The organism is Paenibacillus sp. GL_099_B, assembly GCF_057835695.1.
On record NZ_CM174430.1, the window covers coordinates 2234740 to 2253551 of the forward strand.

General features: G+C 45.2%; 19 protein-coding genes and 1 other RNA gene. 12 read left to right on the top strand and 8 right to left on the bottom strand.

Going from position 1 to position 18812, the window contains the following annotated elements; translation table 11 throughout:
• Nucleotides 1-178: 178 nt before the first annotated feature.
• The 3 genes from AC3ITG_RS10545 to AC3ITG_RS10555 form a co-directional block, all read right to left on the bottom strand.
• The gene (locus AC3ITG_RS10545) at nucleotides 179-1360 is read right to left on the bottom strand and encodes a putative glycoside hydrolase (protein ID WP_489253687.1); all 1182 of its coding nucleotides are present in this window, start codon (nucleotides 1358-1360) and stop codon (nucleotides 179-181) included.
• Between the two features lie 161 nt (nucleotides 1361-1521).
• Nucleotides 1522-1710 (bottom strand): hypothetical protein, encoded by a 189-nt coding sequence (locus tag AC3ITG_RS10550; protein WP_170867818.1) that lies wholly within the window; start codon nucleotides 1708-1710, stop codon nucleotides 1522-1524.
• A 175-nt stretch (nucleotides 1711-1885) separates the two neighbouring features.
• On the bottom strand, nucleotides 1886-2698 hold the full coding sequence (locus AC3ITG_RS10555) for a YitT family protein (RefSeq protein WP_407944578.1): 813 nt from the start codon (nucleotides 2696-2698) through the stop codon (nucleotides 1886-1888).
• A gap of 314 nt (nucleotides 2699-3012) precedes the next feature.
• Here AC3ITG_RS10555 and cshA point away from each other — a divergent pair, with 314 nt between their 5' ends.
• The 4 genes from cshA to AC3ITG_RS10575 all read left to right on the top strand — a co-directional run bounded on the left by cshA (nucleotide 3013) and on the right by AC3ITG_RS10575 (nucleotide 6447).
• Nucleotides 3013-4605 (top strand): degradosome RNA helicase CshA, encoded by a 1593-nt coding sequence (cshA, locus tag AC3ITG_RS10560; RefSeq protein ID WP_489253688.1) that lies wholly within the window; start codon nucleotides 3013-3015, stop codon nucleotides 4603-4605.
• A 183-nt stretch (nucleotides 4606-4788) separates the two neighbouring features.
• Nucleotides 4789-5625 carry a YesL family protein gene (locus tag AC3ITG_RS10565; protein WP_413377162.1) on the top strand — a complete coding sequence of 279 codons (837 nt, stop codon included), beginning with the start codon at nucleotides 4789-4791 and terminating at the stop codon, nucleotides 5623-5625.
• Between the two features lie 51 nt (nucleotides 5626-5676).
• A non-coding RNA gene (ssrS, locus tag AC3ITG_RS10570) (6S RNA) lies at nucleotides 5677-5868 on the top strand.
• A 186-nt stretch (nucleotides 5869-6054) separates the two neighbouring features.
• Nucleotides 6055-6447, top strand: a complete 393-nt coding sequence (locus AC3ITG_RS10575) for a DUF1499 domain-containing protein (RefSeq protein ID WP_024629239.1) — start codon at nucleotides 6055-6057, stop codon at nucleotides 6445-6447.
• A 73-nt stretch (nucleotides 6448-6520) separates the two neighbouring features.
• On the opposite strand, the gene tpx is transcribed toward AC3ITG_RS10575, so the two are convergent.
• A complete protein-coding gene (tpx, locus tag AC3ITG_RS10580) occupies nucleotides 6521-7039 on the bottom strand; it encodes a thiol peroxidase (protein WP_053783636.1) in 519 nt (172 codons plus the stop codon).
• Between the two features lie 148 nt (nucleotides 7040-7187).
• Between tpx and AC3ITG_RS10585 the strand changes: the two genes are divergently transcribed.
• On the top strand, nucleotides 7188-7814 hold the full coding sequence (locus tag AC3ITG_RS10585) for a rhomboid family intramembrane serine protease (RefSeq protein WP_413377165.1): 627 nt from the start codon (nucleotides 7188-7190) through the stop codon (nucleotides 7812-7814).
• 70 nt (nucleotides 7815-7884) lie between these two features.
• Nucleotides 7885-8796 carry a glutamate biosynthesis transcriptional regulator GltC gene (gene gltC, locus AC3ITG_RS10590; protein ID WP_024629242.1) on the top strand — a complete coding sequence of 304 codons (912 nt, stop codon included), beginning with the start codon at nucleotides 7885-7887 and terminating at the stop codon, nucleotides 8794-8796.
• A 33-nt stretch (nucleotides 8797-8829) separates the two neighbouring features.
• Here gltC and AC3ITG_RS10595 read toward each other — a convergent pair whose 3' ends face one another.
• Entirely contained in the window at nucleotides 8830-9510 is a 681-nt protein-coding gene (locus tag AC3ITG_RS10595) for a zinc metallopeptidase (RefSeq protein WP_053783639.1), read from the bottom strand.
• 29 nt (nucleotides 9511-9539) lie between these two features.
• Nucleotides 9540-9968 (bottom strand): MerR family transcriptional regulator, encoded by a 429-nt coding sequence (locus AC3ITG_RS10600; RefSeq protein ID WP_053783917.1) that lies wholly within the window; start codon nucleotides 9966-9968, stop codon nucleotides 9540-9542.
• Between the two features lie 354 nt (nucleotides 9969-10322).
• Between AC3ITG_RS10600 and AC3ITG_RS10605 the strand changes: the two genes are divergently transcribed.
• From AC3ITG_RS10605 to AC3ITG_RS10615, 3 genes are read left to right on the top strand one after another with little or no spacing between them, the layout of a single operon-like run.
• Nucleotides 10323-11723 (top strand): ammonium transporter, encoded by a 1401-nt coding sequence (locus AC3ITG_RS10605; protein ID WP_076292032.1) that lies wholly within the window; start codon nucleotides 10323-10325, stop codon nucleotides 11721-11723.
• 33 nt (nucleotides 11724-11756) lie between these two features.
• On the top strand, nucleotides 11757-12851 hold the full coding sequence (locus tag AC3ITG_RS10610) for a DUF294 nucleotidyltransferase-like domain-containing protein (protein WP_413379559.1): 1095 nt from the start codon (nucleotides 11757-11759) through the stop codon (nucleotides 12849-12851).
• A complete protein-coding gene (locus tag AC3ITG_RS10615) occupies nucleotides 12848-13585 on the top strand; it encodes an exonuclease domain-containing protein (RefSeq protein ID WP_413377168.1) in 738 nt (245 codons plus the stop codon). Before AC3ITG_RS10610 ends, AC3ITG_RS10615 begins: the two co-directional genes overlap by 4 nt.
• On the opposite strand, the gene AC3ITG_RS10620 is transcribed toward AC3ITG_RS10615, so the two are convergent.
• Complete coding sequence (locus tag AC3ITG_RS10620; protein ID WP_489253689.1) at nucleotides 13571-14059, bottom strand: M67 family metallopeptidase; 489 nt, start codon at nucleotides 14057-14059, stop codon at nucleotides 13571-13573. The two genes, AC3ITG_RS10615 and AC3ITG_RS10620, sit on opposite strands and share 15 nt — an antisense overlap.
• Before the next feature lie 184 nt (nucleotides 14060-14243).
• On the opposite strand from AC3ITG_RS10620, the gene AC3ITG_RS10625 reads away from it, so the two are divergent.
• A complete protein-coding gene (locus AC3ITG_RS10625; protein ID WP_090807412.1) occupies nucleotides 14244-14795 on the top strand; it encodes a TlpA family protein disulfide reductase in 552 nt (183 codons plus the stop codon).
• Between the two features lie 94 nt (nucleotides 14796-14889).
• Here the strand turns inward: AC3ITG_RS10625 and cimA are convergent, their stop codons facing one another.
• Nucleotides 14890-16509: a citramalate synthase gene (gene cimA / locus AC3ITG_RS10630; RefSeq protein ID WP_489253690.1), complete on the bottom strand. Its 1620-nt coding sequence runs from the start codon at nucleotides 16507-16509 to the stop codon at nucleotides 14890-14892.
• A gap of 548 nt (nucleotides 16510-17057) precedes the next feature.
• Between cimA and AC3ITG_RS10635 the strand changes: the two genes are divergently transcribed.
• Both AC3ITG_RS10635 and AC3ITG_RS10640 read left to right on the top strand, forming a co-directional pair.
• Nucleotides 17058-18362, top strand: a complete 1305-nt coding sequence (locus AC3ITG_RS10635; protein ID WP_489253691.1) for a DNA polymerase IV — start codon at nucleotides 17058-17060, stop codon at nucleotides 18360-18362.
• Between the two features lie 119 nt (nucleotides 18363-18481).
• On the top strand, nucleotides 18482-18724 hold the full coding sequence (locus tag AC3ITG_RS10640; RefSeq protein ID WP_024629252.1) for a ferredoxin: 243 nt from the start codon (nucleotides 18482-18484) through the stop codon (nucleotides 18722-18724).
• Nucleotides 18725-18812 lie beyond the last annotated feature (88 nt).

An 18812-nucleotide genomic window follows, 5' to 3' on the forward strand; every position in this document is an offset into this window, starting at 1 on the left:
GTTATCACTAAACTGTCATGTACGGACAGCTATTTATTGTAGTGGATTTTGCCCGATTTGAATAGGGAGGGGGAACGTGGTTGTGCGGAAGGTAAGGGTGAAAGCATATTAAAAAAACCTCGCTCCAGATAATACGGAACGAGGTTTTTGGTTTAAAGTGAACAAAAATAAGAGTGCATTATTTATAGTTTACATCTGGTGTATATCGATTGGAGGCATTCCAGAGCAGGTACTCATCCACATCCATGTCTTTCATCGCGCGAATTTGGTCCTCTACTTGTTTTTTGCCGTATTTGATGTAATGTCCACTGCCTAACCAGCTTGCTGTAAAGTCCTGAATCCATGGGCGGATAACGGGTTTCAGCTCCTTGGTTGGATCAAGTTTCTTATGTGTATCTACCATGGAGCCTTTGATGGTCGTATATGGATCTTTGTCAGGGTTCTTTACACCGTACCAGCCAGTGGAGTAGTGACTTGGGTAAACCATCGGTGAGATGACATCCACGTTTTGAGATATTTTCACAAAATCCTGTCCGATACCCTCGGCTGCTGGTACTGAGGCCGCGTAACCGAATATATCAACTGAGACTCGGACACCCAGCGGTGCGAGCTCCTTGCGTGCATACTGCACGAATTCGGCTACAATGTCGACCCGGGACTTGTCAGACTTGGTGTATTTTAATGCGTCTGCACGCGTTTCAAAACCTTCCGGAAAACGAACATAGTCGAACTGAATTTCCTTAAATCCCAATTTAGCAGCTTCCTTGGCAATCTCTATATTGTAATCCCATACTTCCTTGCTGTAGGGATTAACGAAGCTGTCGCCTTTGCCGTTAGCCCATACAGAACCGTCCTTGTTACGGAAAGAGAGCTCCGGATTTTTCTTGGCCAGAATTGTATCCTTGAAAACTACCACTCGTGCGATCGGGTAAACGTCATGTTTTTGCAGGCGTTTCATCAAGGCATCAATATCACGGATAAAAGGCTGAGATTTGCCCATTTCCTGTAACGTCTTGTTCTCCGTAGGGTAAGTTATGTATCCGAGATCGTCCTTGATATCAATGACCATGGAATTGAGCTCTGTGTTATCCATCAGATCGAGTAATGATGTCATCCGTGCACCACCGGCGCTATAAGCCGTCACATAGATGCCTTTGACAACGGGTGCATCGGGTTGTGGGTCGATTTTTGCAGGCGGGTTATCCGCATCAATAATGACGTGATCTTTTTGAGATTGAATGATGGCGGTGTTGAAACTGTTTGTTAATGATTGAAAGGGTTGATTCCCTTGATCAGCTGTAGCTGGTGTACCACTGAAGGTTCCCCAGGCCATAGCCAGTAAAGCCCAAAACATGTTCATTCATTTCCACTCCCCTATGTGCATTCCATGTTTGAATTATACAATAAAGCCTCTGGGCTTTTAACCATATTATTCAAGTGATGAAACACATGGGAAAATGAAAACCGCTTCCTGTTGAGGGGTAATCCCCACAAGAAGCGGCGTGATCAATCTAAAAAAAATTATTGAATGTAGATCTCATTTTGATGCTCACAAATACTGTACTGAATGATTTCCATTGCGTCTCCCTGTTCCAGGATGCCCAGCCCATCCCGGAGAACAATCAGTGAGTCGAGCTCATTCGGTTTTAAGAAAGGGAGCATTTCCGGGCACCATTTGTTGACGATTTCAAACAGTTTTACCGTTTCCATATCCACAATAATCACCCTTCCCTACTCGAATTCCAAAATGGTAAGTCATTCGGCGCGATTCGGAAAAGCACATGGTTCTGTGAAATTGAAGGGCACATCCTGCTATACAACATATTTAGGAGCCGTACACCGTTATTATACCACAATGTTTAGAATTGTTAACCGTACATCTGTCTCAACTTCGGCGGAAAGAGCCCATAACTCCAACTGTTTCCACAATATTAACAAAGGCGTTCGGATCCGTTTCCTTGATAATTCGTTTGATTTCAACGAGTTCGTAGCGAGTAGTCACTGTCATTAACATGTCCTTTTCAATGTCTGTATATGCTCCCTGGGTCTTGATTTTGGTGACCCCACGAGGGCGAACAAGCAATTTTTTCAACATCGCTTCGGTTTCATTGGTAATAATGTACAATGTGACTTTGACATGGCTGATGTGAATCAGATCCAACACTTTGCCTGTGATATAGATCGATACCATGGAGGCAAGTGCGATGTTCCAGTTATCATTCAGATAGCCTGCGAGCATAATAATGGCTCCGTTCATGCCAGCCATTACCGTACCAATCGGGAAATCACGATTACGGGTGAAAATGGAACCGACAATGTCCAGCCCGCCCGTCGAGCCGCCGACTCGGAAAGAAACTCCGGTACCCAGTCCCACTAACACGCCGCCAAATACACAGCTCAGAAGGGGATCTGTTGCCACAGCAAAAACAGGCAGAAGCCCGATGAACCATGAAGTGGCTGCTACCGAAACAATACTTAATGTAATGAAGCGACGTCCAAGAATAAACCAACCTGCAATGAGCAGAGGGATGTTCAGAACAAAATACATTATACTAAGATTCAAATTCGTAAAATAGCCAAGAAGCATGGAAATACCGGATACCCCGCCGCTAAGAAGCTGATGGGGAACCAAAAACCAGTTGAAGCCGCAGGCAATAGCTGCAGCACCCAATACGATCACTAAAAAGTGCCAAATCATTTTGGGCAATTTAATCACCTCATTTATATTTAAAACCAGATTGCTGGTAATCTTGAATTGTTTTGTGATATAATAATTTGTGGATATTCTTGAGTAGGAAACTTTTCCTAAATGGAGCAATAAAATTTTGAAATGTTTCAAACACATGTATGTAGTTTTAGTCTTATGTTTGGGACCCATTCATGGAATTATATTCGTTCGTGAAAATAATTTGGCTTGATGGGATACCCTATAAATATTAACGCTACTTAAGAATACAGACAACAAAGTGGATTGTCCACCATGTCCACCATATAAAAGGAGCATGAATAATTTTGACAAATTTAAATTTCACAGATTTCAATCTTGAACCACTGGTGCTGCAAGCCATCACTGAGCTCGGGTTTGAAGAAGCAACACCGATCCAATCCCAAGCGATTCCTTTGGCACTCGAAGGCAGAGATTTGATTGGTCAAGCACAAACAGGTACGGGTAAAACAGCTGCATTCGGTATTCCGTTGATCAGCAAAATCACTAAAAGTGACGAGAAAATCCGCGCCCTCATTATGGCACCTACACGTGAACTTGCAATCCAAGTTGCTGAAGAAATCGAAAAACTCACTCGCTTCAAAGGTCTGCGCTCCCTGCCAATCTACGGCGGACAAGATATCGTTCGTCAGATTCGTGCATTGAAAAGAAAACCACAGATTATCATTGGTACACCTGGACGTCTCCTTGACCACATCAACCGCAAAACAATCAAACTTGATGATGTACAAACTGTTGTATTGGATGAAGCAGATGAAATGCTCGACATGGGTTTCATGGAGGATATTCAATCCATCCTGAAACAAGTTCCAGACGAGCGCCAAACAATGCTGTTCTCAGCAACAATGCCTCCTAACATTCAAAAATTGGCACAACAATTCTTGAACAATCCTGAGCACATTTCTGTGATCCCGAAACATGTTAGTGCACCATTGATTGACCAATCCTATATCGAAGTACCTGAGCGTCAAAAATTCGAAGCACTTAGCCGTTTGTTGGATATGGAATCTCCTGAGCTGGCGATCGTATTCGGACGTACAAAACGTCGTGTTGACGAATTGGCTGAAGCTTTGCAAAAACGTGGATATTCTGCAGACGGTCTTCATGGTGACTTGTCCCAGAATCAACGTGATGCGGTAATGCGTAAGTTCCGTGACGGCAGCATTGACGTTCTCGTTGCAACAGACGTGGCTGCACGTGGTCTCGATGTATCCGGCGTAACTCACGTTGTGAACTTTGACCTTCCGCAAGATCCAGAAAGCTATGTTCACCGGATCGGCCGTACAGGTCGTGCGGGTAAAGAGGGTGCTGCTTGGTCTTTCGTTACTCCGCGTGAGATCGACCACCTGCACTTTATCGAGCGTGTAACACGTCACCGTATTCCGCGCAAACCACTGCCAACAATGGCTGAGGCTGTAGAAGGAAAACAACGTTTGACAGCTGAGCGTTTGCTCGAAATCGTACAATCTGGCGAACTGAACGAATACAAAGGTATCGCGATTCAAATGCTTGAGCAATATGATTCTGTTCAACTGTTGTCAGCTGCTCTGAAGCTCCTGACAGGTGACAAAAAAGATGCTCAAGTTGATCTGACTCCTGAAGATCCGATCCGTGCAAAACGTCGTAAACCGGATGTTCGCTCTGGCGGACGCAAACCATCTGGTTACAGCGGCAACCGCAGCAGCAGTGGTGGTGGCGGTAGTTACAACCGTGATCGCAACAGCAGTGGCGGCGGACGTGGTGGATACAACCGCGATCGTAACAGCAGTGGAACTGGAAGTGGAAGTGGAAGCAGAGAAGGTGGTTACAACCGTGACCGCAAACCGCGTCCAAGCAACAACGAAGGACGTCGTCCTGCCAAAGATTCTTCTTTCGAATAATATACAAGTGTGAACTGGAAAATGGGGCAGGGCGACTGCTCCATTTTTTTATGTGCAGATTATGCCAAACCAATGAGCCGTCGATCTCTTTTCGGGAAGGGCTGGCTTTTCCTATCTATAATAAGGTATATTAATATTATTAGAATTAAGGCTAGACGCAAGGCTGCGGAGGAGGAGAATTGTTTGGAATTTAAAGGAGCTATGGGTGGGATCTACCGACTTACAGAGTGGATTACGAGACTGGCCGCAACCAATCTGTTGTGGGCCATTTGTTCGTCTCCGTTCTTGTTTTTCTTGTTTATGAAACTGCTCGTGATGCAGCAGAACCTGGCCAACGAATCACTGCAAATGAACTGGGCTATAGCCATTGTGGCACCGCTTACACTATTCCCGGCGACATCGGCGCTGTTTACGGTTGTTCGTAAATGGAATATGGGTGATACGGACGTGCCGATCTTCCGTACTTTCTTTGTAGGTTACAAAGAGAACTACAAGCAGAGTTTAATCGGAGGCATCTTCTATACCTTGCTGTTTGTCATCATGTATCTGGATTACACAGTATATATGACACAATTCAAGAATATGCAGCTGGTCGGAATTATTATGCTCGTACTGTTGCTGCTGCTGTTTGTTTCTCTCTTTAACTTCTTCTCGATGGTTGTGCATTACCACATGTCTATCGGATTGATTATCAAAAATGCGGTTCTATTGACGCTGATTAGACCATTCCGTGTATTTTCCACGTTGCTGGGAAGTGGATTGTTGTTCTATATCGGTTTTCGTTATCCGGTCTTGTTCATCTTCTTCATTATTAGTATTGTTGCCTGGTTTGCTTTCTTCAACTTCTATGCAACGTTTAATAAGATGCAGGAGCAGATGGAGAAGATGCAGCTGAAGAAAGAAGAAGAGGAAGCTGCACAAGCCGCTGAACAGGCAGGGGAGTCAGTTGATACGATCGAGACGGCTGAACCATCTAAGCTTAAGCCATCTGACGAAAAACACGATAATCTCCAAAAATAAAACATGAGCTGTCACCATTTACTTTTTACACAGTTAGGGATATAATAATTGTACATCCTGCGATGTACGTTTCGGTTATTCGTTGTTTTGAACCAATGATGATGTCTTCGGGAGATCAATACAGAATGTTGCTGAAACGCCCTGTCTATATGACATGGGGACTTCAAAAAACATTTTTGCGGCCACCCACCTGCTAAGCAGGTTCATAAGACAATGTAGCCGGACGGCATAGGCGGGTTCCTATTTTATCATGTACAGCACCCTGACTCTTTCCTCTAATCCAGGAATTTCAGGGTGCTTTTTATTTGAGCTTATTTTGTTGAATTGGCTGTATTTTGTTAAAAGTGTCGCTTGCCCTTTTGTTACTACATGAACAATGTTACACTAGTATACATAAATGGAACGGTTACATTCAAAGGAGGAAGGGTCTTGACCTTAAAGAGAACGCTCGTCGGTATCATCCGCAGCATGGAGGGAACCAGCGATCGAGCCAAGGATCCCAAATTAAAAACACGGTATTATAACTTATCCAAAGACAGAGCCTGGGAAGAGGTTTCTTCGACACTCAAAAAAATTCCGGGTTATAAAGTGCTGCATGAAGTGCCTTCTGTGGGAGAGGTCATACTGGAGAAGCGGACTACCTTTGGACGGACGATGGATATTACGGTTTCCATTATATCGGTAAGTCCTGTACGTAGTGCGGTCGATATGTATTCGGCTTCACGTGGTTCACTTGGAGATCTGGGTTCTAATTATCGCACGATCATGAACTTGTTCTCCGTATTGGATAAAAAGCTGAGTAAGTATAAGTCAAATGATTGAAATAGATGGGTGAATAACAAAAAGCGAGAGAAGGTTAACCTTCCTCGCTTTTGTTCTGAACGTGAACTACCTTTTACAGCAAGGCTTTTACAGCGGAAATCGCTTGCTCGAAGTTAGGGGAGTCTGTCATTTCAGGCAGATATTCCACATATGTAATTCGGTCTTCAGCATCCACCACGAAGATGGAGCGCATGTCCAATTGGAATTCTTTGATCAGAACACCGTAGTCTTCACCGAATGAACGTGTTTTGTAATCAGACAGTGTTACGACGCGGTCAACTCCGGCTGCGCCACACCAGCGTGCTTGTGCAAATGGAAGGTCAACGCTTACTGTCAATACGACAACATTGTCTCCGAGATCTCCTGCTTCAACATTGAAGCGACGAGTTTGGGCATCGCATACGCCAGTATCCAGTGAAGGAACAACGCTGATTAATTTGACTTTACCTGCGAAGTCTTTCAAGGATGCATCTTCAACCAGGTTTTTACTCAGTGTAAAATCGGGTGCTTGATCGCCTACTTTCAATTCGGGTCCGATCAATGTAATAGGGTTGCCTTTAAAGGTGGCTGCGCCTGTACGTTCTTGTGCCATAATAATGTTCCTCCTTATAAGTTGGTGATCCGTGCCAAAATCCATTATAATCTTTTATGAAAGGCATTGTCCAATTCGGACGAAGGATCATTAAAATGGGTCATACTTGAAGGCCGATCTGAACAGGGTGGAGTGAAAGCAGAAACTTATGATATTTATAAGGTATGAGAACTGGAAAAGTTATTTGAAATTTTTCCCTTTGACGTCAATTCTTTTAGTTGCCAATGTTGTTATGTTTATTGTGTTGAGTTTGAACGGCGGTTCCACAAACAGTATGACGCTGCTTAAGTTTGGAGCACTTGTTAACCATGAGTTATTTGCAGCAGATTGGTGGCGTTACATTACGTCCATGTTCTTGCATGCTGGTTTCAGCCATTTGTTGTTTAACAGCTTTGCTCTCATCGTATTTGCACCACCAATGGAACGGCTGCTTGGGTCGGTAAGATATGGTGTGTTGTACTTGGGTGGAGGCATTCTAGGCAACATTCTGGCTGTTGCATGGTATAACTCGGTTGGAGCGACGACAATCTCAGTAGGAGCTTCAGGAGCAATCTATGCAATCTATGGTGCGTTTCTGTATGTAGCCTTGTTCCAGCGGACAATGATGGACGAAACCTCACGTAAAACGTTGTATACACTGCTTGTATTCGGAATTATTTTTTCCTTTGCCATGACAGGCATTAACTGGATGGCGCATTTGGGTGGTTTGTTAGGTGGATTCTTCATTTATGGACTTCTCATCCGCTTGTGGAAACCCCGCAGCTTTAAGCAGTAGTCGGATTGATCTGAAGACGGAATGCAATCAAGGATAAGTAGGGTATAGTAGATTGGAGAGATCAGGGGCAGTGGAATTAAGACAGTTGCATTACTTTTTGAAAGTGGCACAGAAGGAGCATGTTACGCAGGCGGCGGAGGAATTGCATGTAGCGCAGTCTGCGGTGAGTCGTCAGATTCATCAACTGGAGGAAGAACTGGGAGTAGACCTCTTTATGCAAAAAGGGCGAAATCTGCAGTTGACCGCAGTCGGACAGCTCTTTTGCAAACGGGTTGAAGGCATATTGAAAGATCTGGACAAAGCGGTCGGGGAGGTTCATGAGTTTCTCGACCCGGAGCATGGTGAAATTCGTATCGGTTTTCCTCATAGTCTCGGTATTCACTTGATTCCTTCGGTTGTAGCAGCGTTCCGTCAGCGTTATCCTAACGTCAAATTCAGATTCAAGCAAGGTATGTTCCCGACGCTCATTCGTGATGTGTTATCGGCTGAAGTAGACTTGGCCTTCATATCTCCATTTCCGGAAAAGCACGACCAGGTTGATGGTGACATTGTGCTTACGGAAGAACTGCATGCAATCCTTCCACCTAATCATCCATTGGCAGGTGAAGAGAGCATTGCGTTAGAGCAGCTTAAAGATGATAAATTTGTGTTATTCAGTAAAGGCTATTCTCTGCGTCCAATTGTTTGGCACGCGTGTCTCGAAGCCGGGTTTACCCCCAAGATTGCTTTTGAGGGTGAAGAGACGGATACCATTCGTGGGCTGGTTGCTGCTGGCATGGGTGTGAGTTTACTGCCAGAAATGGCGCTTTTCCAGACGAACCCGCTGCAACCGGCGCATGTAGCCATTTCTCATCCAAAAGTGACACGTACGATTGGGTTGATCCATCGCGCGGATGACAAGCTTCCACTTGTTGCGCAGTCATTTCGTTCATTCTTGCTTAATTATTTCGGTTTACAGCAAAACAATACCCCATCCGATTAACGGTGGGGTATTGTTTTTTGTTTGTGTATTCAATTAGTCACGGCTATTGAAAATTCCGATGTAACGAACCAGTTCCAGCAATGAGATTAACGCTGCAGCGACGTAAGTCAATGCTGCGGCATTCAGTACTTTGGCGACGCCTCTTTCTTCTTCGTTCCGGATATAACCTTCCGATACCATAATCTCTCTTGCACGATTACTAGCATTGAACTCGACCGGCAACGTAATGAGTTGGAACGCAACAGTTACGGAGAAGAAAATAATACCAATACCGACTAGGTTCATTGCATTAAAGATGAATCCGGCAATGAGCAAGAAGGGCGCGAGTCCGGATGCAAAGTTGACGATCGGGAAAATCCGGTGACGTAGTGCCAACATCGGATAACTTTCCTTATGCTGGATCGCATGGCCAACTTCATGACACGCAACGGAGACAGCCGAGATTGAATTTTCATAATATACAGGCTCAGACAACCTCACGACACGATTGATTGGATCGTAGTGATCGGAGAGTGCTCCACGCACCGGTTCAATAGGGACGTCGTGTAGGCCATTAGAGTCCAGCATATGACGAGCAGCATCGTAACCGGTCATTCCATTCAGGTTTTTAACATCAGACCAACGATTGAATGTACTCTTAACGCGAAATTGCGCCCATAAGGAGAGCAAAAAGGCGATAATGATCAAAACGAACATACCGTTATTAAAACTCATATTCATTCCTCCGCTTTCTAAATAATAAGCTACATCATGGTGTTCTCAAGCAAGATTTTCAAAGCTTCCATCGTACCAGCACTTTTGGCGAGCAGTCCGGCCATCATCTTACGTGCTTGTACAGGTTTCATCTCGCCTAGCAGCGGTTTAAGCTCATTTACCTCTCGCTCAAGCTGTTGCACATGGAGCTCCAATGTTGTCAGTTTGCTGGCAACCTGTTCTTCCGTGCTCACCAGACTCCACTTCTCAAGAGATTGCTTAATCTCGTCGAGACTATACTTCTCTTGTTTCATGTGTACAATACGTTCGAGCCTGGTTAAAGTTTCATTACTATAAAGACGATAATTTTTTTCTGTGCGCTCTTCAGGAGCGATGAGACCGAGCTTTGTGTAATAATCAATCGTCCGTTCGCTCACACCTGCAGTTTTGGCAAGTTCGCCAATCCGAAACAATTTCATATCCCCAATGATATTCACCTCGCTTGCAAGTTCAAATGTAGGGAATTTTAGATTCCAGTTGCGGCTTTGCATAACCCGCCCAATTTTTTTCTTACTAATAGTTATGATACATGATCTTTAACCATACAGTCAAACGTTACGCTTTGACGGCTGTCAAGCTGCGTTTCTATATCTATGTGCTCATAGGACATGAATATGTACTTAAGTGCAAGAAAAAGACGTAAGACTTTATTCCCAGAAATATTTTTCATTTTTGCTGAAAATACTCTTGTCAACTTTCCTGTCTTCTGCTTATAATGGCATTAAGAGTTTCACGATATGTGAAGAAACTTAACATAAGAGGGAGTGGGGTATATGAGAAAGAAATGGTTGGTTTCGGTGTTAATAATGCTTACTTTATTGGCTTTCCCGGTCAGCGCATTTGCAGCTGCGGAGGGGCCGACTAACATCGAGCTTCAAAGCGGTCTGAACTCAGCCTTTACGTTTCTGGCTGTTGTGCTGGTTTTCCTGATGCAAGGGGGATTTGCTTTACTTGAAGCGGGTTCGACTCGAATGAAAAACGCAGGGCACATTGCGGGTAAAACAATCCTGACATTGGGAATATCGGTTATTGCCTTCTGGGCTCTTGGCTTCGGTCTTGGTTTCGGTAATGGTAACAGTTTCTTCGGAACAACTGGATTTTTCCTGAGTGGGGACGGAATGGCGGCATCGTTCGAATCATTGGCCTTCTCTGATGTTCCGCTAACAATTAAGTTTGTATTCCACCTTGCCTTTGCAGCAGTATCCCTGGCCATTGCCTGCGGTGGTATGGCTGAACGTGCAAAGATGAGTGTATATATCGTTTTCGGTACGCTGTATACCATTATCATGTATCCGGTTGTTGCTCACTGGGTATGGGGCGGCGGCTGGTTGGCTGAGCTTGGTATGCAAGACTTTGCAGGTTCGACGGTTGTCCACTTGACGGGTGCAACTGCTGCATTGGTAGCTACTATATTGTTGAAGCCGCGTATCGGCAAATATAACAAAGATGGTAAACCTAACATCATTCCAGGTCATAACCAAGTTTACTCCGTACTCGGTGTAATTATCCTATGGATCGGTTGGTTCGGTTTCAACCCAGGTAGTACATTATCTGCCATGGGTGATGGATTCTTCGGTTATGTAGCATTGACTACAAACGTAGCTGCGGCTGCTGGTGGTGTTGCGGCACTGTTGATCTCATGGGCTGTATTGGGTAAATCCGATATTCCTAGCATGTTGAACGGCGTGCTTGCCGCACTCGTTGCCATCACAGGTGCTTGTGCTTTCGTAGAACCATGGGCAGCGCTGGTTATTGGTGCTCTGGCAGGTATTATCACATTCTTCACTGCTCAATTCTTTGAGCGTAAAGGAATTGACGATCCAATCTATGCTTTCTCTGTACATGGTATTGCCGGTATGTGGGGCGCGATCTCCACAGGTTTGTTCGCAACACCGGAACTTGCTGAGAATGCAGGCGTAGGTCAAGCGGGACTGTTCTACGGTGGTGGTTTCCACCAACTGGGCGTTCAGCTTCTGGGTCTGGCAGGCGCATTTGCCTTCGTACTGATCATGTCCTTCATTATTCTTGGTGGTATGAAAGCTGTCATGGGAATCCGTGTAACGGAAGAAGAAGAAACGATGGGTCTGGATTTAAGTGAGCATGGTACTTACGGGTACCCTGAACAAATGAAAAATGTAGAAACTAAATCCAATGGCGGTACGTTCAGCTCCTAAGAGGAATGATTGCTGAATCATGCTTCAAGGAGGCTGGACATGATGGAACCCATCCCGTATATAAATCAATCCTGGTCCTATCAGGGAATAGATGGTGCGGCATCTTCTCAAGAACTGCGCCAGGCACGTGTGATATTGCAGAATGAGCTCCAGGAACTGTTGTCCGCTTCCTTGTCGCCGATTGAATGGTACCAGACGGTAAATGACCTGCATGACCGGGTTGCTCGGCGGGCAGTAGAGTTATGCATCCAGGGGATGGTAGAGGAAGGCTTAGGCCGACCTCCCGTCCCCTATGCCTTTATCGTTTTTGGCAGTTCCGGCAGGCAAGAAGCGACGTTATGGAGTGATCAGGATAATGGCATGATTATCAGTGATATCCCTCATAAGGGGAAAGAGACATATTTTGCCGAACTCGGACTTCGAATGACCGATATGTTGGAGGTACTTGGTTACGCCAAATGTGAAGGCAAAGTGATGTGTTCAGAGCCTCTATGGAGGAAAACGCTGGAATCTTGGAAGGAACAACTGATAGCGTGGGGATCGGACCTGTCATGGGAGCCGGTTCGCAATCTAATTATCGCTTCAGACATGCGTTTTGTTGCAGGTGATCCAGAGCTTGCGGAGGAATGGATTTCTGCATTTTATGAAGGGTTCAGATCGGTTCCTGAGCTTTCCGATGCTGTGCTGCGCAATACCGTTAAACACAAGGCGACGCTGAACATTCTTGGAAGGGTCGTAACGGAACGATTCGGTGAACATGCAGGTGGATTTGATGTGAAATATGGCCTGTATATTCCTCTGGTGAACAGTGCGCGTTTTCTGGCTTTACAGCATGGTATCAAAGAAACGTCCACACTCAAGCGGATTCAGAGGTTGGTCTCGCTCGAAGCAGTTCCGCTTACATTGCTGGATGCAGCTCAGCGTTCATTTATGACGGCTTTGAAGCTGCGACGCAGTACACCCATTGTGGTCAAACAAGGGTTGCAGCATAGTGGTGGTTTCCTGAATGAGAAGCAATTGAAGGAAAAACAAATACATTATGAACTCCGGGATACGTTAGGGTTGGTGCGGCGAGTACATCGTGCGCTGCAAAGACAACTTCGTTTTGCAGAAAGGAGACGTCCATGAGAGAGCCGGCAAGGGGCAATACTGGATTCTGGAATTCGCTGCGCCAGGGAGGGGTTCCTTCCGCCATCGCTTCCATAATGGGAGCCCCTACGGCGCAACATATGGCGTTTATCCGTTCGATGATGAGAGAACAGCGCAGACCCGAGGTGCTACACACACCCTTGAACGAATTGAATGCTGTCGTATTTGATCTGGAAACGACGGGCTTCTCTCCCCAGCATGGGGATGAGATCCTTTCCTTTGGGGCGGTTCGTATTAATGGCGGTGTGATGCTGGAGAATGAGCAATTCTATACGTTGGTTCAGTCCAAAGTCTCCGTTCCGGAACACATTACCGAACTGACGGGAATTACACAGGAAATGACGATGGATGCTCCGTCGCTCCTGGAAGGTTTGCATGACTTCATGTCTTTTGTTGGCGGAAGTGTACTGGTTGCCCATGCAAGTGCGCATGATCGGGCTTTTCTGAATGCGGCCTTGTGGCGGACATCCAAAGTAAGGCTAACGCACCGGCTCATCGATACGATGATGCTGGCACGTTGGCTTGAACCGAACAGACCGGGCTATGGTCTGGATGAATTGCTGGAATCCAAAAGCATTCCGATCTATGGACGCCACCACGCCTTGGAGGACGCCAAAATGACTGCGCAGTTATGGTCCTGTTATCTGGAGGATATGTCTCGCAAAAATGTAGAAACATTAGGTGATCTGTACACTCAGTTAAGTCACGCATAACTGGGCGGGCTGTAAGCTGTATGATTGGACATGGCTCATTCCAATGCTTGAATCAATACTTGCATGAATTTGATAACCCTTTAGAAGCATCTTTGATTGTGTACCAGTTGTCTGATCAGGCGAGCCTATAAAATATACCTGGAGTAGTCCGGCGAAAATCGGTAGGTTACGCAGATCCTCATTGGAAGGTACGGGAGTGGTTCGGGGGTGGGAGTGAAAGAGTCCGATAAGTTGTGGCTCATTGAACACACACCGGATCCATTCGGCATCATCCAATGCAAAATGGTGCAGCGGGTCAGGCGCTACGTTACGAATGGGCTGAAACCGACTGATTCGTATGCCGCCCGCTGCGGCTTCACCCAGCACAACCCCGCAGGTTTCCTGTGGCAGTGAAGCGAACATGTACTTAGACATCTCCTGTTCTACGGAGGAAGGGATGTATAAGGTGTTTTGCTGCCCGTGAAGTGCTGCCATTTGTATTCACCCCTCTCTCTTTGGCTCCTGCTTCGGCAGGAGTCCTTTTTTATTTTATTTTGTGTGACCCGGATTGTAAAATTTTAAAGGAAAAGGGTACAATATGAGAGAGAGCTTGAAATATCTCACATGTTAGAAGAGCGTGAATCTCAATATGTTTGATTATACAAAAGGGTGGCTGGCCATGAAACGAAATATATACATACTGCTGGGTGTTGTTTTGCTTGTTGGCATTGCTTTGGCCCAAAATGCAGACAACGGAATCGCAGCCGTGTTTAAGCAAGAGGAGCCAATGCCGACGGAGACGGGGCCGAAAGCGGGTTTACTGGCACCAGCATTCTCTTTGAAAGCCATGGATGGGAAAACCTACGCTGTAGGTGGGGCCAAGGAAAAAGCCATCTTCGTCAGTTTCTGGGCATCCTGGTGTGAACCGTGCAAGCAGGAAGCTCCTGCGCTCAATACATTGGCAGCAAAATACAAGGATAAGTTGGATCTCTACGGTGTGAATGTAACTACGTACGATAAAATCAGGGATGCCAAAGCTTTTGTAGATGAATACAAACTGACGTTCCCTATTCTGCTTGATGAAGACGGAACAGCATATGCCAAATATAACGGTTTAGCTTTTCCGACGAATGTACTGATTGATTCCCGAGGTGTCGTTCAGGAAATTATCTTGGGGATTTTACCTGAGAAAGAGCTGGAGAGAAAAATCAAGGAGTTAATTGAGGATTAGCCGAGCAAGAAGCTAGCCAAGCGAGAAGCAAAAGCGCCTGTCTTCCAATGTTTTTTGGAAACAGGCGCTTCTTTTATTTTCCGGGAAATATGCATTAATGGTTGCTTAGACCGTGAGCTGGAATGTTGACTACATCAGGCTCGTCCTGCAATTTTTCCTGAAGAAGGGCATAACGGAAACTGTGTACGAGGGCTTCCCAGCTCGCTTCAATCACGTTCTCGGATACACCGACCGTATTCCATGTGTTTTCTGTGTTTTTGGATTCAATTAATACACGAACCTTCGCGGCAGTAGCATCTTTTTCATCCAGAACACGTACTTTATAGTCGGACAGATGCATGTTGGCAAGGGAAGGGAAATACTGCACAAGCGCTTTCCGAAGTGCGTTATCCAGTGCATTAACCGGACCGTTGCCTTCAGCTGCGGTATACGCACTTGTTCCGCCTACGTTAAGTTTAACAAAGGCTTCCGAAACAACAGACTTGCCAGCCACTTTTTCAACAAGCATCTTGAACGATTCAAAGGTAAACAATTCTTTCATGTCACCGTTGGCTTCGCGGATCAACAATTCAAGAGAGGCATCGGCGCCTTCGAACTGATAGCCCTGATGTTCCAGATCTTTGATTTTCTCAATGATCTGACGTGAGTTGGCACTGCTTGGATCGAATTCAAGACCCAGTTCCTGTGCTTTGGACACAATATTACTTTGTCCTGCCAGCTCGGAGACGAGCACACGCTGTTTATTACCAACCAACTCAGGAACGATGTGTTCGTAAGTTCGGGAATCACGCAATATGGCAGAGACGTGAATACCGCCCTTGTGAGCGAAAGCAGCATTTCCGACGTAAGGCTGGTTGATTGGCATATTTACGTTGGCAATCTCACTGACATAACGGGCAACATTCGTGAGCTGTCTCATTGAATCCTCAGAAACGCACTCATATCCAAGCTTCAGTTGCAGGTTAGGGATAATGGAAGCTAGATTAGCATTACCACATCTCTCTCCATAACCGTTCATCGTACCTTGCACCTGTCTGGCACCAGCTTGTACCGCGCTTAAGGTGTTGGCTACAGCAAGTTCACAGTCATTATGTGTATGAATGCCCAGATGAGCTTGTGGAAGGCGTCCAGCGAGAGTGGATACGATCTCGTACACCTCATGCGGCATTGTTCCACCGTTGGTGTCACACATTACAAGCCAGTCCGCTCCAGCTTCATGGGCTTTGGTCAATACAGCCTGTGCGTATTCCGGATTGTGTTTGAATCCGTCAAAGAAATGTTCTGCATCAAAGATGACTTCCATATCGTTTTGTTTCAGATAGGCAATGGAGTCGTAGATCATGGAAAGATTTTCTTCCAAAGTGGTCTGCAAAGCAGTGTGTACGTGGAAATCCCATGATTTTCCAACCAGAGTTGCTGCCTGAGCACCGGATTCAATCATGCGCTTCAAGTTGGCGTCTTCACTGGCGATGCTGCCTTTACGACGTGTACTGCCAAAAGCGACAACCTTCGCGTTCAGGTTCAGTTCCTTGACTCTTTTGAAAAACTCAATGTCCTTGGTATTGCTGCCTGGAATTCCGCCTTCAATATAATGAGCACCCAGGTCATCGAGCTTCTTGGCAATTTTGAGCTTGTCATCTGCCGATAAGCTGACTCCCTCCCCTTGTGTGCCGTCACGTAAAGTCGTATCGAAGATGGAGATGGCCTTTGACATGAAGATCCTCCTTTAAGATGAAGCGCTTTTTTTAGAAAGTTTAATGGTGTGTTTAAAAAACATATGAACATGTTGGTGACGAACCCTTCGATTCTGTAACGCTACACTGTATTAAATTCAAAGTGTAGATTTGTCCTAAAATCGTGAATTTGTATAATTAATTATTATAGCACCATTATCGCCAATTGCTACATCGAATTCAGCATTTGGTGTAACAAATGATGGATTATAGAGTTGAGTGAGCTGTGAACGTAGTCTTGTAATATGTTATGCTTCATCTAAATGCATATATTCCAGGATTGAAAATGGATTCATATTATGTCTTTGTAGATGGAGGGGAAGAGGATGTCTTTTGTTTGGGAGAACACAATCATTTCATTCATTTTGATCGCCATTTTCGTCGTTGCCGTGTGGGCTGTCATTCGATCGATCGTTAAATCTCGCCGAAAATAAGGGGACATAAATGATTTTTACATAAGGGATTTTGATATAATAGAGTAGAGATTGCATTTAACGGAATTGTGTATACGAAAGGGCGGTGGTAGATCATGTCTTCGGACGAGACGCATAACAACATAAATGTAGATCGATATTATCCTACCGCCGGACGAGTGATTTTGCATGTCGATATGAATGCTTTTTATTGCTCTGTACATGAAGCCGAGGAACCGGAATTATATAGAGGAAAAGCGACGGCCGTTGCTGGCAGTAGTGAAGTGCGCAAAGGTGTCATTGTAACTTGTTCGTACACGGCACGAAGCAGGGGTATTTCCACAGGTATGGTCGTTCATCAAGCATTGAAGAAATGTCCTGACTTAATTGTGATTCGTCCGGATTTTCATTTATATCGTAGGTATTCGAAAGAATTCATGAAAATAGCTTACAGTTATACACCGCTGCTTGAAGCGACCTCAATCGATGAGTGTTACCTCGATATTACGGGGTCCAGACAGTTCGGTACACCGCTGGAAATTGCGGAAAGTATTCAGACCAGAATCCGGGATGAGCTGGGGATGCCCTGTTCGATCGGAATTGCACCCAACAAGCTGCTTGCCAAGATGGCCTCTGATTTGAAAAAGCCTAATGGCATTTCGATTTTGCGGATGAGGGATGTACCTCAGATTTTATGGCATAGACCTTGCAACGAGATGTTTGGGATTGGCAAAAAGACAGCGGAAAAGCTGAAGAAGCTGGGCATTGAAACAATAGGCCAGCTGGCCAAATCAGACGAACGGATGTTAACCGATGTGTTTGGAATTAATGGCTCTTGGTTAAAAAATTCAGCAAACGGCATTAATCATTCGGCAGTTCAGGCTGAACGTGAAGCGAACAAATCGATCGGACACACAACAACGTTACCTGCGGATATATCTGAAATGGATGATGTGCATCGGGTACTGCTGAATATAAGTGATCAGGTTGCCAGACGGTTGCGCAAGCACGAAATGCTCAGTCAGGGCATTCAGATTACGATTCGTACACCAGATATGAAGACGATTACGAGATCACGGATGATGGAAGTGCCTACTGAAGATGCATCAATCATATACCGGGAGGCTTGTGCTTTATTTGCGAAACATTGGGGCGGCGGGAAGCCTGTTCGTATGTTGGGTGTGACCCTTCAAACGTTGATTCCGCGTGAGGAGTCGGTGATACAGCTTGATCTGTTTGAATATGAGCAGAAGCCGAAGAAGGAAAACCTAATTCGCATTATGGATCAGTTACGTGACAAATTTGGTGAGAATGCTGTCGTTACAGCTGGAATGCTGGGGGATGATCCTTCCGTATTACTGCGTAATCATAAGGTCCGGGGAACATCGCTGCAAAAAGATAATTTGCAAAGTCCCGATTAAATAGGGCATAATGGAGTCTTGAGGCTGTTAAAATTATTTGTAATAACTCTTACTTTGTATTAATATGTTTCTAGATAAAAATACTGTACGTTTTTGAATAATAGGAGGAGAGATTGGTAATGAGTAAATTTACTTGGGTTGAAAAAGATACATGTATTGCGTGCGGAGCATGCGGAGCAACGGCGCCAGACATTTATGATTATGATGATGAAGGTTTGGCAGAAGTAATCTTCGATGGGGATGCCAACAAAGGGATCAAAGCAATTCCGGATGACTTGTTCGACGACATGCAGGATGCTTGCGACGGCTGCCCTACGGACTCCATTAAAGTAGCGGATGAACCTTTCAACAAAGAAGGTTAATTTCTTTCATATGAACATATAAAAGCACATTCTTCTGCCTTTGAGGCAGTGGGACGTGCTTTTTTTGTCGAATGTTGGGGTTAAGATC